This is a genomic window from Halomicrobium sp. HArcel3 (genome assembly GCF_058933135.1).
Window position 1 is genome coordinate 861716 of sequence record NZ_JBZYDN010000001.1, and the last position, 15920, is coordinate 877635.

The 15920-nt window shown below is 67.0% G+C and carries 11 protein-coding genes; 6 read left to right on the top strand and 5 right to left on the bottom strand.

All coding sequences use genetic code 11. From position 1 onward, the window contains the following. Window positions 1-854 precede the first annotated feature (854 nt). Window positions 855-2738, bottom strand: a complete 1884-nt coding sequence (locus tag AC5FRV_RS04420) for a PDC sensor domain-containing protein (RefSeq protein ID WP_493559886.1) — start codon at window positions 2736-2738, stop codon at window positions 855-857. A 250-nt stretch (window positions 2739-2988) separates the two neighbouring features. Between AC5FRV_RS04420 and kdgK1 the strand changes: the two genes are divergently transcribed. The 3 genes from kdgK1 to AC5FRV_RS04435 all read left to right on the top strand — a co-directional run bounded on the left by kdgK1 (window position 2989) and on the right by AC5FRV_RS04435 (window position 6893). Next, window positions 2989-3942 (top strand): bifunctional 2-dehydro-3-deoxygluconokinase/2-dehydro-3-deoxygalactonokinase, encoded by a 954-nt coding sequence (gene kdgK1 / locus AC5FRV_RS04425; protein ID WP_493559887.1) that lies wholly within the window; start codon window positions 2989-2991, stop codon window positions 3940-3942. A gap of 120 nt (window positions 3943-4062) precedes the next feature. Then, window positions 4063-5817, top strand: coding sequence for a pyruvate kinase (gene pyk, locus AC5FRV_RS04430; RefSeq protein WP_493560152.1), 1755 nt, complete (start codon window positions 4063-4065; stop codon window positions 5815-5817). Between the two features lie 113 nt (window positions 5818-5930). Continuing rightward, complete coding sequence (locus tag AC5FRV_RS04435; RefSeq protein ID WP_493559888.1) at window positions 5931-6893, top strand: ROK family protein; 963 nt, start codon at window positions 5931-5933, stop codon at window positions 6891-6893. Between the two features lie 8 nt (window positions 6894-6901). Here the strand turns inward: AC5FRV_RS04435 and AC5FRV_RS04440 are convergent, their stop codons facing one another. The 3 genes from AC5FRV_RS04440 to glpK form a co-directional block, all read right to left on the bottom strand. After that, a complete protein-coding gene (locus AC5FRV_RS04440) occupies window positions 6902-8068 on the bottom strand; it encodes an AAA family ATPase (RefSeq protein ID WP_493559889.1) in 1167 nt (388 codons plus the stop codon). Window positions 8069-8155: 87 nt separating this feature from the next. Beyond that, window positions 8156-9214: a DUF7973 family transport facilitator gene (locus AC5FRV_RS04445; protein WP_493559890.1), complete on the bottom strand. Its 1059-nt coding sequence runs from the start codon at window positions 9212-9214 to the stop codon at window positions 8156-8158. A 1-nt stretch (window position 9215) separates the two neighbouring features. Continuing rightward, a complete protein-coding gene (gene glpK / locus AC5FRV_RS04450; protein WP_493559891.1) occupies window positions 9216-10748 on the bottom strand; it encodes a glycerol kinase GlpK in 1533 nt (510 codons plus the stop codon). Between the two features lie 262 nt (window positions 10749-11010). On the opposite strand from glpK, the gene glpA reads away from it, so the two are divergent. From glpA to AC5FRV_RS04465, 3 genes are read left to right on the top strand one after another with little or no spacing between them, the layout of a single operon-like run. Beyond that, complete coding sequence (gene glpA / locus AC5FRV_RS04455) at window positions 11011-12732, top strand: anaerobic glycerol-3-phosphate dehydrogenase subunit GlpA (RefSeq protein WP_493559892.1); 1722 nt, start codon at window positions 11011-11013, stop codon at window positions 12730-12732. After that, a complete protein-coding gene (gene glpB, locus AC5FRV_RS04460) occupies window positions 12722-13996 on the top strand; it encodes a glycerol-3-phosphate dehydrogenase subunit GlpB (RefSeq protein ID WP_493559893.1) in 1275 nt (424 codons plus the stop codon). The genes glpA and glpB overlap by 11 nt, the downstream gene beginning before the upstream one ends. A 3-nt stretch (window positions 13997-13999) precedes the next feature. After that, window positions 14000-15415 (top strand): anaerobic glycerol-3-phosphate dehydrogenase subunit C, encoded by a 1416-nt coding sequence (locus tag AC5FRV_RS04465; protein WP_493559894.1) that lies wholly within the window; start codon window positions 14000-14002, stop codon window positions 15413-15415. Between the two features lie 40 nt (window positions 15416-15455). On the opposite strand, the gene AC5FRV_RS04470 is transcribed toward AC5FRV_RS04465, so the two are convergent. Next, window positions 15456-15905 (bottom strand): universal stress protein, encoded by a 450-nt coding sequence (locus AC5FRV_RS04470; protein ID WP_493559895.1) that lies wholly within the window; start codon window positions 15903-15905, stop codon window positions 15456-15458. Between the last annotated feature and the right edge of the window lie 15 nt (window positions 15906-15920).

Below are 15920 nucleotides of genomic sequence, written 5' to 3' on the forward strand. Positions count from 1 at the left end.
GTCAGTAGGCCGGTAGAAACACCCAACAATCTGCACACGCGTCAGTCAGTGGGTTTGTCTGAGCGAGATACATCGATGGGATTGACCTGGGTGGCAGTTGGTAAACGAGAACCAGTGAGGAGGGTCGAAAAGCGTCTGCTGCGAGTACTGATCTCCGTCGACGACGAGGGACAGGTGCCGACGGGCAGGCCCGTTTCGTCGGAGAGTCATCTGGCAGAGTTACGGTACTCGTCCTTGCTCGGTCCGGTGAGTCGTATCCTCCCCGTCGATTCTTCAGGTAATAGACGTACTTCCGTCGCATTCTGCACTCGAACAGTAAGCCACTGTTAGTGATGGTTGTAAGCCCGTGCCGGCGTCCCGACGAGCACGGCGAGTCGGGGCTCGACGGACGAGCAGAGCGAGTCCGTCGGCGTCCGGCCGAACCGCGTGAGGCCGGGCTCGGGAGAGGAGTGAAGCGAGTCTGCCGGCCTTCGACGTGGCCGGTACCGGCGAACGCCGGTACAAAGGTACAACCACCACCATGAAACGGTCTTCGCTGACGCAGCGTCGCTCCTCGTTTCTTCGCCGTTGTCTTATCCGATCCCGACTGGAGTTCCCGACTGATTACGGCGCCTCGTGGTTCGTGCAGACGGTGGAAACTTCGAACCGACCGCCAGGTTTCGACTGGTACGGAATCGAACGGACCGACGTCGGTTACGACCAGCAGAGATCCCATGGCACCCGGTCGACCCAGCGTACCCGATAGGTCGGCGTCTACCGTCGCCGTGAGACTGGAAGAAGCGGGTGTGCGGACCGATGCTCGCACTGCTCGAAGGTCGTACTGAGACGTCGCGAGAAAAAGCAGCGCCGGTCGATCAGTCGTCGCCGTCGTCCCGGGTCGCCTGGGACGGACCGCCGGAGAAGACGAACTCGTGTTCGGCTTCGGTCTCGAACCGGTTGAGGATGTCGCCGAGCGGGCGCGCGTAGCGCTTGAGTTTCTCCGCTCGCGAGGAGACCTCGTTCAGTTCGGCGGCCTGTTCCTCGGCCGCGCCGGCGACGTTCTCGGACTCGGCCATCATGCGTTCGCTGGTCTCGGCTGCCTGCTGCATCGTCGTCGCGACCTGGCGGAACTGGTCGATGGAGTCGCCCATGTCGACCGAGGGGTTCTCCGCCTGGAACCGTTCGAGCGTGTCGACGAGTTCGTCCAGGTTCTCGGAGACGCCCTGGAGCCGGTCCTTCTGCTCGTAGGCGTCGTCGGAGATCTTCTGGATGGACTCGGCGACCTGCTCGGAGGCGTCACGGACGGACTCGGAACTGGCCAGCACGACGTCCCCGGACTCGGCGACCTCGTCGGCGAAGCTCTTGAGCTGACCCGTGGTTTTCTCGAGTTCCTCGATCATCGAGTTGAACTCGTTCGCGATGCGGTCCATCGACTCGTTCTCGCCTTCAGTCTGCATGCGCTGAGTCATGTCCCCGGCGGCCGTGGCCTCCATGGCCTGGCTGAACTCGTCGGCCTTCTGCTGGAGGTAGTTGTTGACCTCCATCGCCTCGGCCCTGGACACTTCGGCTTCCTTCCGTGCCCGTTCGGCCTCGTCGATCTGGTTCTTCAGGGAGTCGCGCATGTCGGCGAACCCGTCGTACAGGCGGCCGATGTTGTCGATGCGGGAAGAGTTGATCTCGACGTCGAGGTTGCCCTCGCGCATCTCCTCGGTCTTCCGGGTGAGTCGGTCGATCGTACTCGACGTACTGTAGCCGAGGATAGCACCGACGCCACCGATGAGGACGACACCGCCACCGGTGGCGATCAGTCCCCACTGCTGGACGTCCTGCACGAATCCGAACACGGAGGAGTACGGTGCGTGGACGAGCACGACCCAGTCGGTACCGGAGACCGGTGAGAAGCCCACCGTGTACCGCTCGTCGATGACGTTCTCGTTGGCGGGCATCTCCTGGATGACGCCGGCGTCCTGGCTAGACGAGCGGAGTCCGATGGCCTTCTGGAGTGGTTTGTCGGCTTGTCCGCCACTGTAAGAGTACAGCGTCACGTTACCGACGCCGGATTCGCCCTGTCGAGGCTCGTCGATCATGACCTTGCCCTCTTCGTTGACGACTCGCGTGAACCCGCCCGTCGCCCGGTCGGCCCCCTGTAGCGATCCGGCGATGTTCTCGAGGCTGTACTCGATCAGGACGTACCGACCGTCCCCGGACGGGACGGGACTGACGAAGCCGACGACGTGCTGCCGGTTCGTGAGGTACGTCTCCGACATCGCGACGTCGCTGGCGCTGGAGAACGACTCGTCGAGGAACCAGCTCTGTGGTCGCCCCGAGAGCGTCGGTCCCTCTCGAAGGGTGTTGCTGGCGACGACCTCGGCCTGGTCACCCGAGAGGTCCACGATGTGCATCCCCACCACTTCGCCGGAGAGTTCGGACTTCTCGTTTTCCAGTTTCAGACTGAGGTCCTCGTTGCTGTCCCAGCCCTCGTCGCTGGACAACAACTTGGTCGAGAGGCGGTTCCGCGACACCCACTGCTCGATGATGTCCGCTTCCTGGAGCGCACCGTTCCGGTACTCGTTTTCGACGTTCGTCTGCGTCTCGCTCTTGACCTGCTCGGTCGCGACGAGTCCGATGACGCCCACGGACATCCCCATGACCAGGAGCACCAGGCCGAATTTGAGCGCGAAGCTCCGTCTGATGAAGTTCGGCGTCAACGTCTGGGCGATCCCCCCGGAACCGCCCGCTGCGGAGTCGTCTCCGCTCATTTTCGATACCCTCCGCTGCCACCCTGCGTCGGTACGACACCATCGCGAGGCGTGTCACAGTCGGACCGACGTGAACACGGCTCGGTTTGTCGTACTGTCCTGCAGTACATAGCTCTCCTTGTAGCATTTGATCACATAAGGGTTTGGGACGTTTCGGGCTACCACTAGGGTAGCACGTGGTCCGTCGGCACTCCCGCGACCCCACTCTGGTTGGTCGGGATTTATACTCGCTGCCGGTCCATCCGACTGTATGACGGACCTCGTGACCTTCGGCGAGACGATGCTCAGGCTCTCCCCACCGGGAGACGAGCGGGTCGAGACGGCAGACGAGTACGACGTCCACGTCGCGGGCGCGGAGAGCAACGTCGCCGTGGCCGCCCAGCGCCTCGGCCTCGACGCCGCCTGGCTCTCGAAAGTGCCCGACAGCCCGGTGGGCCGCCGGGTGACGAGCGAACTCCGCCAGCACGGCGTCACGGTCGACGCCGCGGCGTCCCCCGACGGACGGCTCGGGACGTACTACCTCGAATCGGGTGACGTCCCGCGCGGAAACAACGTCATCTACGACCGGGCGAACGCCGCCGTGACGACGGCGACGCCCGACGAACTTCCGACAGAACGGGTGCGCGGGGCGACCGCGTTCCACACCACCGGTATCACGCCCGGGCTCTCGGAGACGCTGTTCGAAACGACGGGAGACCTGCTCTCGCTCGCCCGCGAGGCGGGGACGACCACGACGTTCGACCTGAACTACCGGTCGAAAGTCTGGGACCCGGCGGAGGCCAGACCCGCGGTCGAGACGCTGTTCCCCGACGTAGACGTCCTCTTTACGGCCCAGCGTGACGCCGAACACGTGCTCGGGCGCGACGGTGACGCCGAAGCCATCGCCCGTGGACTCCAGGCGGAGTTCGACTTCGACGTCACCGTCGTCACTCGCGGGAGCGAGGGAGCGCTCGCGGCCATCGACGACGAGGTGTACGAACAGCCCACGTTCGAGGCGACGGACGACCACCCCGTCGGCACCGGCGACTCGTTCGTCGGCGGCTTCCTGTCCCGATACGTCGACGGGGCCGACGTCCCGACGTCGCTCGAATACGGCGCGGCGACGGCGGCCGTCAAGCGGTCTATCCCCGGTGATATCGCGGTCGTCACGCCCGACGAGGTCGCGTCGGTCATCGAAGGTTCGACGGCCGCTATCTCCCGGTAACGGCTCCTCTCTGTCTCGCCTGCTCCCGTTCGCGGTAGATAAGGTTCTTATCCCCTCCGTCGGTATTTCCCGGTATGATTAGTGTCGTTCTCGAGTCGAGAACCGGAGGTCGGTGGTATGATACGTAGCGCGAAGATCGTCTGCACGCTCGGCCCGGCCTCGGAGTCCGTCGAGCAGATAACTGCCCTCGCGAAGGCGGGGATGTCGGTGGCTCGGCTCAACGCGAGTCACGGCTCGCCGGAGCACCGCCGCGAGATGATCGAGCGTATCCGTGAGGTAGATTCCCGTATCGAGGCGCCGGTCGCGTCCATGCTTGACATGCCGGGCCCGGAGGTCCGGACCGCTCCCATCCGAGATTCCATCGAACTCGTGGAGGGCACCACCGTCAGGTTCGTGGAGGGAGACACGGCGACGCCGGAGGAGGTCGGCCTCTCGACGTCCATCGCCGCCGTCGAACCCGGAGACGTCGTCCTCCTGGACGACGGTCGAATCGAGACGACGGTCGAGCGGGTCGAAGACGACGTCGTCTACGCGACCGTCGAGAGCGGCGGGGAACTCGGCGCCCGGAAGGGAGTCAACGTGCCGGGCGTCGAACTCGGCCTCCCGGTGATCACGGAGAACGACGAGCGGGAACTCGACGTCGCGGCGGAGATGGAGCCCGACTTCGTGGCCGCCTCGTTCGTCCGCGACGGTGAGAGCATCTACGAGATCGAGGAGGCACTGGAGGATCGGGGCGTGGACATCCCCATCATCGCGAAGATAGAGCGGGCCGGGGCCGTCGAGAACCTCGATTCCATCATCGACGCGGCCGACGCGGTGATGGTCGCCCGGGGCGACCTCGGCGTCGAGTGCCCGCTCGAAGACGTCCCGATCATCCAGAAGCGGATAATCAGGCGGTGCCACGTCGCCGGCGTCCCGGTCATCACCGCGACGGAGATGCTCGATTCGATGATCCACGAGCGCCGACCCACGCGCGCCGAAGCCTCCGACGTCGCCAACGCCGTCCTCGACGGAACGGACGCCGTCATGCTCTCGGGAGAGACGGCCATCGGCGACCACCCCGTTCGCGTCGTCGAGACGATGGACCGCATCGTCCGCGACGTCGAGTCCAGCGAGGAGTACGCCGAGTCCCGGGAACAGCGCGTGCCGAACGCCGACGACACCAGGACCGACGCGCTGGCCCGCTCGGCCCGGTTTCTCGCCCGCGACATCGGCGCGTCGGCAGTCGTCGCCGCCTCCGAGTCCGGATACACGGCGCTGAAAGCCGCCAAGTTCCGGCCATCGATCCCCATCGTCGCGTCGACGCCGAGCGACAAGGTCCGCCGCCAGCTGGCGCTGTCCTGGGGGATCATCCCCGTCACGACGCACTACACGAACGAAGGTGCGGACGCGATCATCCAGCAAGCGGTCCAGTCCGCGCTGGACACGGACGCGGCCACGGGCGGCGACACCGTCGTCGTCCTCGCGGGCATGATGACCGAACTCGAGGGGCTCAACACCGCGAACACGCTCAAGGTCCACGTCGCCGCGGAGACCGTCGCCAGCGGCCGGTCCGTCGTCGACGGTCTCGTCTCGGCGCCCCTCCACCGGGTCCCGGACGGTGACCTCACGTCGATACCGGACGGCGCCATCGTCTCCGTCTCGGCCGACTTCGAGGGGGAGTTCGAGGGCGACATCGGGACGATCGGCGGGATCGTCGACGCGCACGAGGGGATGACGAGTTACGCCGCCATCGTCGCCCGCGAACTCGACATCCCGATGGTCTCGGACGCGCAGATCCCCGGACACGTCGCCGACGGCGACGTGATAACCCTCGACGCCGAACGCGGCGTCATCTACGAGGACGCCATCGGCGAGCACGGCGGCCGCGAATAGGGTCGAAAGCGGGACGAGGAGTTGTCCGACCCCACCGACGTCGAATTTTTAATTCAGTTCCGTGCTCGAAGATCTGTGTAGTTAAGTAGCGAAAGGTACACCCCTCAGATAGAATGCCCGCTTACGCAGGGGTCGACCTGGGCGCCACGAACGTCCGGGCGGTTATCGGCGACGAGACCGGCCGCGAACTCGGTTCGCACGCGGCCGAGACGCCGCGCGGGCCGACCGGAATCGCCGTCACCGAGGCCATTCTCGACACGGTCCGACGGGCCGCCGACGAAGCCGACGTCGAACCGACGGCCATTCGGGCGGCCGGCATCGGCTCTATCGGGCCGCTGGACCTGGCCGAGGGGATCATCGACAACCCGGCGAACCTGCCTGACACCATCGACCGCATCCCACTGACCGGCCCCGTCTCAAAGCTGATCGACTCAGAGGACGTCTACCTCCACAACGACACGACCGCCGGCGTCATCGGCGAGCGCTTCTTCTCCGACCGAAACCCCGACGACATGGTGTATCTCACCATCTCCTCGGGCATCGGCGCCGGCGTCTGCGTCGACGGCAACGTCCTCACCGGCTGGGACGGCAACGCCGGCGAGGTCGGCCACATGCAACTCGACCCGACGGGGTTCATGCCCTGTGGCTGTGGCTGGGAAGGCCACTGGGAGGCGTACAGTTCCGGTAACAGCATCCCCCGATACGCCACGCAGCTCCACCGCGACGACCCGGTGGAGACCTCGCTCCCGGTCGAGGACGACGACTTCGGCGCCGCGGACGTGTTCGCCCACGCGGAGGAGGGCGACGAGTTCGCCGACTTCGTCCTCGAACAGGTCAACCACTGGAACGCGATGGGCGTCGCGAACCTCGTCCACGCGTACGCGCCGCTGGTCGTCTACGTCGGTGGCGCCGTGGCGATACACAACCCCGACCAGATTCTCGACCCGATCCGGGAGCGCATTCCGGACATGATCCTCGGCAACATCCCGGACGTCCAGTTGACGAACCTCGGCGACGACGTCGTCGTCATGGGCGCGCTCGCGAGCGCGCTCACGGGCGGAACCGGAAAACGGTAGAACCAGGTCTAGCTGTTCTGGAGGTCGTACAGGCGCGCGAACACCATCGGCGGAAATCGGGGCTCGACCCGGCTGGGCGGTCGCCCCTGGCGGTCGGCGTCGGTGTTCTCCTCGCGAGCGAGTATCCCCGCCTCCGCCAGTTCGTAGAGGAACCGCTTGACCGTCCCCGGTGAGAGGTCGATGCGGTCCGAGGCCGCGATGGCGTCGGTGGTGGCCATCACCGTGGCCCGGTCCGCGGCGTCGAGGCCCACGAGTTCTCGCAACACGGACTGCCGGTTGGCAGGTAACGCCAGCACCCGGCCGAGCGAGACGGACGGACGCGGGACGTCGGCGATGCCGGTCGAGACGTCCGCTGGTTCGATGCGGTCCCGGCCGGCCGCCGCGGCGGCGTCGGCAGCGGCGAACAGCGCGGCGAGGGCGTCGTGGGCGTTCCCGTCGGCCCACTCCGCGATCTCCCGGGCCTGGTCGTGGGCGAGCACCCGGGTGGCCAGCCCCGCCGAGGCCCGGTCCATGACGACGTCGACGAGCACCTGTCGTCGGTAGGCGGGCACCTCGAGTGCCGTCGCGTCGCACTCGTCCCACCCGCGGCGGTCGGGCGGGTCGCGACCGACGCAGATCCAGCGGAGCCCGTCGAAGGGCTCCAGCGCGTCGAGTATCGTCGCCCGGTCCAGCGTCGCCGGTTCGTCGACGTGGTCGAGGACGGCGACGACTGGTCGGTCGGCGACCCGGTCGGAGAGGCGGCAGCGAACCTCCTCGGTCCCGACGCCGTGTTCCGGGACGGGGTCCTCGACGAGCCCGTCCAGCAGGCCGTGGTAAAGCCCGAACTCGCTGGCGGCCTCCCGGAGGTCCAGGGAGACGAACGACGGCGTCGAGACGGGTCGTGATCGCGTAGCCGTGTGGATGACGGCGTCCGCGTGGTCCGGCAGATTCCGGAGGTGGGCGAACAGCGCCGACAGCACGGCCGACTTACCCGCCCCCTGGGGGCCCCACACGTAGGCGTTCTCCGGCAGGTCTCCCTCGAAGACCGGGTCCAGGTGGTCGAGGAGGCGTTCGAGGAACGGCCCCCGGTCGGCTGGTTCGGCGACGTGGGTCACCGGCGAGAGGTCCTCGTAATCGAGGATCAACTCGGCCGCGTCGCCGCGGCGACGCCGACTAATTCGCGATTCGATGTCCATGCTCTCGTTCGCTAGGTGACCGTCGACCAGTTGTGTACTTCGATACGACGGCCGTTTCGCCGGAAGTGCGGTGGTGGGATATCACGACTATAGTGCCAGGTACCCCGCGTTCGGCAGCGCGCCCAGCAGGAAGAGGACGCCGATCACCAGCGTGTATATCGCGATGGACATCGCCGGCGGGTCCACGTGCGTCCCCGAGTGGGCGTACGCGACTCGCTGAGTGATTTCGCCCAGGAGCGCACCGACGAGCCCGCCGAGCGCGGCGACGACCATGAGCGTCGGTTCGCTCACGGCGTAGGCGCCGGCGATGACCGCGAACGTGGAGCCACCGAGGGTGATGTGGTGGGTCACGGGGAAGTTCGCGACGCCGAGGTTGAGAAAGAGCAGGCTCGCCGCGGAGATGCCGTAGGCCATGAAGACGGTGCCGGTGATCATCCACGTCCAGCCGCCGAGAACGCCGCCGACCAGGCCGATTGCCGCGACGCCGGACCACCTGTACTGCTGTGGCAGCCACGGCTCGACGGCGGGCCGGTCGCTCCCGTCGTCCCGGAGTTCGTCTCGCTCGAACGGCGTCATGTCGAAGTAGCCGTTCCCGGCGGGGGAGCCGAGGAGGGGATAGCCGAACACCAGGCGCGCCAGGAACGCGGTCGCGACGACGGAGAAGGCGATGCCGTCGATCGGCACGCCGAGGCCGCCGAAGACGCGGGCGATGAGCATCCCGAGGATGCCGAAGGCAGCGCCGACGGCGAGGATGTCGGGCTTCGTCCCGAACGCGAACAGGATGTCCTTCCCGAAGTGATAGTCCCAGTCGGGCTCCATCTCGGGGTACCGCTTTGCCGCGTACGCGGTGGCAGCGACGCCGGCGGCGAAGCCGATGTGCGGCCCGGTCACGGGGCCGAACCCGATGACGCCGGTGACACCGGAGGCCAGTTCCGCGCTCGCCAGTTCGTTGTATCGCGTGCCCGGTCCGGCGAGGGCCGCGAGGCCCTCGCCCAGCAGCACGACGAAGCCGGTGAAGACGAACGCCGGGAGGGCGCCGACGGCCGCCCCGAACGCGCCGCCTGCTGCCGCGGCGATGACGAGGGCAGCGAAGTGCTCCCACGGCACGTCCAGGAGGGGAACCTGCAGGACGACACCGTCGATCATCTCACTCCTCCCGCGCCCAGTCGAGGGAGCGCTCGACGGCGTCGCCCCACCGGTCGTACATCCTGTCGGCGCGCGCGGCGTCCATCTCCGGCGTGAACTCCCGGTCGACGTGCCAGTTGTCCCTGAGTTCGTCCACCGACTCCCAGTAGCCGACGGCGAGGCCGGCGGCGTAGGCCGACCCGAGCGCCGTCGTCTCGTCGACCTCCGGGCGGACGATACCGGTCCGGATGATGTCGGCCTGGAGCTGGCAGAGGAAGTTGTTCTTGACCGCGCCGCCGTCGACCCGGAGCTGTCCCATCTCGATGCCGGAGTCGGCCTCCATCGCCTCGGCCACGTCGCGGGTCTGGTAGGCGATGGCCTCCAGCGTCGCACGGACGATGTGTTCCTTCCTCGTGCCGCGCGTCATTCCGACGATCGTCCCGCGTGCGCGCCCGTCCCAGTGGGGCGCGCCGAGGCCCGTGAACGCCGGGACCACGTAGACCCCGTCGGTCGAGTCGACGGAACTGGCGAGTTCGGCGGTCTGGGCGGCGTTGGTGATCAGGTCGACGTCTTCGAGCCACTCGATGGCCGCGCCGGTGATGAAGATGGACCCCTCCAGGGCGTACCGGACGGGTTCGCCGGATCGCTGGAAGCCGACGGTGGTCAACAGACCGTGTTCTGAGTCGACGGCCTCGTTCCCGGTGTTCATCAGGAAGAAGGAGCCGGTGCCGTAGGTGTTCTTCGCGTCGCCCTCGTCGAAACAGGTCTGCCCGAACAGCGCGGCCTGCTGGTCACCAAGCGCGCCGGCTACGGGAATCTCCGCGCCGAGGAACCCGCCGGGGTCGGTGTGGCCGTACAGGTCCTCGTCCGAGGAGGGTCTGACTTCCGCGAGCATCGACCGCGGGACGCCGAACTCCTCCAGAAGTTCGTCGTCCCACTCCATCTCGTGGATGTCGAACAGCATGGTCCGCGAGGCGTTCGTCACGTCGGTGATGACGTTGCCGGTGAGTTTCGAGATGAGCCACGTGTCGATGGTCCCCATCCGGAGTTCCCCGGCTTCGGCGCGGTCCCGGAGGTTCTCCGGGCGACTGGCCTCCAGTTTGAGCGGGTCTGCGTTGTCGAGGATCCACTCCACTTTCGTCGCCGAGAAGTAGGCGTCGGCTTCGAGCCCCGTCTTTTCACGGATCCACTCGACCTTGTCCTCGGCCTCCAGTTCCTCGACGCGGTCCGTCGTCCGCCGGTCCTGCCAGACGAGCGCGTTGTGGACCGGGTCGCCGGTCTCGACGTCCCAGACGAGCGTCGTCTCGCGCTGGTTCGTGATACCGATGGCGGCCAGCTGTTCGGCCTCGAGGTCCGCTTCGTCGAGGGCGCGGACGACGACGCTCTTGGTGTTCTCCCATATCTCGACGGGGTCGTGCTCGACCCAGCCGGGTTCGGGGTAGATCTGCTCGTGTTTCTCGTACGCGTTTGCGACGACCTGGCCGCCGTGGTCGAACACCATGAAGCGGGTGCCGGTCGTCCCCTGGTCGATCGCGCCTACGTATGTGTCGGTCATGTCGGTGATCTCTCTGGAGCTGGCGGGTAGTTACGCTCGTTACCGCCTTGTCGGTAAAGTTTATGTGGAATCAGTATAAAACTTCGCGTCGTGCCGACACGTCCTCACAGAAATCCCTGAAATGTACCAGAATGGCGAATTTGGCCGCAACGAGTGATGCACGGTGGCAAGTAACAATCTGGTACGAACGTGATGATTACTGTCTGGGTATGAGTGTCGGTAAAGATTGAAGTGGCCGGCCCGAGACCGTTCACGTAGTTGCATGGCATCGACACCCAGGGTCGTCGTCGTGGGCGGTGGGTCGACGGGCGTCGGCGTCACCCGCGACCTCGCGATGCGTGGCCTCGACGTGGTCCTCGTCGAACAGGGGAACCTCACACACGGGACGACGGGCCGGATGCACGGGTTGCTCCACAGCGGCGGCCGGTACGCCGTCTCCGACCAGAAGAGCGCCCGCGAGTGCATCGAGGAGAACCGCGTTCTGCGGGATATCGCCGCCCACTGCGTCGAGATGACCGGCGGATTGTTCGTCAAACGCCCCGAGGACACTGAGGAGTACTTCGAGCAGAAACTCCACGGCTGTGAAGAGTGCGGCATCCCCGCGGAAGTCCTCTCCGGCCGCGAGGCCCGCGAACGGGAACCGCACCTCGCGACGGACGTCGAGAAGGCCATCGCCGTCCCCGACGGGGCCGTGGACCCGTTCCGCCTCGTCGTCGCGAACGCCGGCAGCGCGATGGAGCACGGCGCCCGCATCGAGACGCACGCGAAAGTCAGAGACCTGATCGTCGAGGACGGGGAGGTGGTCGGCGTCGACGTCGAACACGGTGCGAAACCCGGCGAACGGGTCCACGGCGTCCAGTCCGGGCGCGAGGAGATCAGGGCAGATCACGTCGTCAACGCGACGGGCGCCTGGGCCGGTCGGATCGGCGACATGGCGGGTCTCGACGTCGAGGTCCGCCCGTCGAAGGGCGTGATGACGATCATGAACGTCCGCCAGGTCGACACCGTGATCAACCGCTGCCGCCCCAAGGGCGACGCCGACATCGTCGTGCCTCACGAGACCACCGCGATCCTCGGGACGACCGACGAGGAGGTCGAAGACCCCGAAAACTACCCCGAGGAGCAGTGGGAGGTAGACCAGATGATCGACACGCTCTCGGAACTCGTCCCCATCCTCTCGGAGGCCCGTTCGATACGGTCGTTCTGGGGCGTCCGCCCGCTGTACGAACCGCCGGAGACGGGAACCGCCGACCCGACGGACATCACACGCGACTACTTCCTGCTCGACCACGAGGACCGCGACGGCGTCCCCGGGATGACGAGCATCGTCGGCGGGAAGTTCACAACCTACCGGATGATGGGCGAGGAGATCGCCGACCACGTCTGCGCGAAGTTCGGTATCGACGCGGACTGCCGGACGGCCGAGGTTCCCCTCCCCGGTAGCGAGGACTTCCAGGTGCTCAGAGACTACATGGACGAGTTCGGTCTCCGGTCACCGATCGGTCGCCGCAGCGTCGAACGACTCGGGTCGCGGGCCGACGAAGTGCTCGGGACGGACGCCCCGAACCCGATCGTCTGTGACTGCGAGGGCGTCACGCGGGCGGAGATGCGAGATGCCATCGACCAGGCGGGCAGCGACCTGAACGCGAGCCGGATCCGGACGCGGGCCTCGATGGGCAACTGCCAGGGCGGCTTCTGCTGTCACCGGATGGCGAACGAACTCCACCCCCAGTACGGGGAACCGGTCGTCCGCGACTCGTGGGACGACCTGCTCCAGGAGCGCTGGAAGGGCCAGCGCCACGCGCTCTGGGGCGAACAGCTCTCCCAGGCGATGCTCAACTACGCGCTCCAGGCGACGACGCAGAACAGGGACAGCGATCCCGCGAACCGCGACGGTTCGATCGCGTTCGACGCGTTCGACGGCGGGCCGGAGGCTGGCGCGATGGCCGACGGCGGTCCTACGGAGGCCAGCGATGGCGATTGAGTCGGACGTGCTGGTCATCGGCGGCGGCCTCGCGGGGACGATGGCGGCCCTCTCGGCCGCGCGCGAGGGGGCGAACGTTCGACTCACTTCGTACAAGCAGAGCACCCTCCGGATGGCGACGGGGCTCGTCGACGTCCTGGGGTACGTCGACGGTGAGGGACCGGTGGCCCACCCCTTCGACGCGATGGACCGGCTGCACGCCGAGCACCCCTACAGCGTCCTCGGCGAGTCGACGGTCCGGGACGCGCTCTCGCTGTTCGACGATTCGGTTCCGGGCTACCGCGGCGGCCATACGGACGCGAACGCGCTCGTCCCAACCCACGGCGGGACGGTCAAGCCGACGGCGCGCTACCCCGCGAGCGTCGCGCCCGGCGTCGCGTCGGCCGGCGGCGACCTGCTCCTGGTCGGCTTCCAGACGGTGACCGACTTCGACGCGCCGCTGGCGGCCAGCCACCTCGAAGCGGTCGGCGTCCCCTTCGCCGTCGGCGGCGTGACTATCCCGTTCCCTGGCGACCTGCGCGACGACGCGAAGGTGACCCGGTACGCCCAGGCCCTCGACGAGGACGAGGAAGTGACCGGCGGCGGACGGCAGCTTGGTACCCGGAAGGATCTGGCCGAGCGAGTGAAGGCGAAACTGGACGGGCACGAGCGCGTCGGATTTCCAGCGCTGCTCGGCGAGGAGGACCACGACGACGTCCGCGCCGACCTGGCGCGCTATCTCGACGTGCCCGTCTTCGAAGTCCCGATGGGACCGCCGTCGCTCCCGGGGATGCGCCTCGAGGACCGGCTGTTCGCGGCCCTCGACGATTCGGGGGCGTCGATCGACAGCGGCAACCCCGTCGTCGACTACGAGGCCGACGGTGACGGCCGCGTCGACAGCGTGATTCTGGACCGCAACGGCAACCGAGTCCCCTACCACGCCGACCAGTTCGTCCTCGCGACGGGCGGCCTCGTCGGGAAGGGCATCGAATCTGACCGCACGGGCGTGCGTGAGCCGATTTTCGACTGCCACGTCCCCCACCCGGCTGACCGCTACGACTGGTTCGAGGACGGCGTCTTCGACGACCACGAGTTCGCCCGGTTCGGCGTCGACGTGGGACGGGAATTGCGACCGCGGGACGAGGGCGGCGACCCCGCGTTCGACAACCTGCGGGCGGCCGGGAGCGTGGTTGGCGGCTACGACCTGGCCGCGGAGAAGTCGGGCGCGGGCGTCTCGATAGCGACGGGATACGAGGCGGGCAGGCGAGCGGCCGAGGAGGTGTGACCAATGAGTGACGCAGACAGAACTGACGAGACGACGTTCGACGCGGGAGAATCGGGACCGGACGAGGCGTTCGAACCGGTCCAGGTGTTCCCCGAGGCCGAGGAGATGGACCTCCGGCCCGGCGCGGACTCCTGTTACAAGTGCTCGACCTGTGACACCAACTGCCCGGTCGCGGAAGTCGACGACGAGTTCCCCGGCCCGAAATTCCAGGGGCCCGAGCAGTGGCGATTGAAGCAGACCGACGAGGACTACGACGTCGACGACTCGGTTATGAAGTGCTCGAACTGCATGCGCTGTGACAGCAGTTGTCCCTCCGACGTCCCGCTCAGCCAGATGCACAACACCGCACGGGGCGAGTACGTCCGCGAACAGCAGTCGAAGACGTCCGTCGAGTACTGGCGGAATCGGTTACTCGCCAACTACCGGACATCGGCGTGGCTGGCGAGCTACGTTCCCCGCCTGGCGAACGCCGCGATGAACTTCGGGCCGGCGCGCTGGGTCATGGAGAAGGCGATGGGCGTCACGAGCGAACGGGAGTTCCCGTCGTTCGCGACGGAGACGTTCCGCGAGTGGTGGGCGTCTCGCGGCGGCGCTGAGGCGTCGCGTGAACGGGCCCGGCGGGCCCGCATCGAACGGGGGCTGGTGGCCGCCGCGGATGGCGGAGACGGCGGAGACAGCAGAGACGGAGACGACGGGACCGACCGGAAGATCGCCTACTTCCACGGCTGCTACGCGAACTACAACACGCCCGAAGTCGGTAAGGCCCTGGTTCGCGTGTTCGAGCAGTTCGGCTACGAAGTAGTGGTTCCCGAGCAGGGTTGCTCGGGGACGCCGATGTTCGCCAACGGGATGCTCGACGACGCCCGGCGCCACGCCGAGACGAACGTCCCCTCGCTGTCCGCGCTGGTCGAGGAAGGATACGACGCGGTCTGTTCGTGTACGTCCTGTTCGATGGCGCTCCGCCAGGAGTACCCCGAACTGTTCGACTACGACGGCGTCGACGACGTCGCCTCGAACACGTACGAGGCGGTCGAGTACCTCCGCATCAACGAGGATCTGTCGGGAGCGCTATCCGGCGTCGAGGTGGAGTATCCGGACCTGTCCTATCACGCACCCTGTCACGCGCGGAACCAGGGACTCCACCGGCAAGCGGTCGAACTGTTCCGCGACCTGGAGGGCGTCACCGTCACCGACGTCGGCGACTCCTGTTCCGGGATTTCGGGAACCTACGGCTGGAAAGCGGACCGGTACGACGTCTCGATGGCCATCGGTGAGGAGATGTTCGAGCACATGGAAGCGGCCGAGGGGACGACGGGGCTCACCGAGTGTCCGACCTGTGCGATGCAGATGGAACACGGAACGGGCTACGAGATCCGCCACCCGCTGCAGGTGCTCGAAGCTGCGCTGGTCGACGCCTGAGAGGTGTCCGCGGGGTCCGATCCGAAAAGGGAGCGGCCGCTCAGTCGCCCCGGACGAACGTCACGGGGGCGGGCGCTTCGAGCATCACCTGTTGTGCCGTGGAACCGAAGACGGCCTTGCCGGTCGGCGAGCGCTTCCGACCGCCGACGACGACGAGGTCTGCGTCCTCGGACGTCGCGAGGTCGACGATGGCGTCGCCGTGGTCACCGACTTCGGAAGCGATCGCGTAGTCGACCTTCTCGTCATCGAGTCGACCGGCGATGTCGCGGACGGTCGCGTGCCTGTTCGCGACGTCGATGGCAGTCGCGTCTTCCGGTTCGTCGAAGTCCAGGCGCGAGGCGGCCTCGCGGAACTCCTCGTCGGTGAAAACGTGCGCGAGGACGACGTCCGCGCCCGTCGGTCCGGCGATGTCGACGACGATGTTCGCCAGTTGCTCGACGCGGTCTCTATCGTTCGGTCCGAGTGCCAGAAGTATCGTTTCGAGTGCCATACAGGTAGATACGGG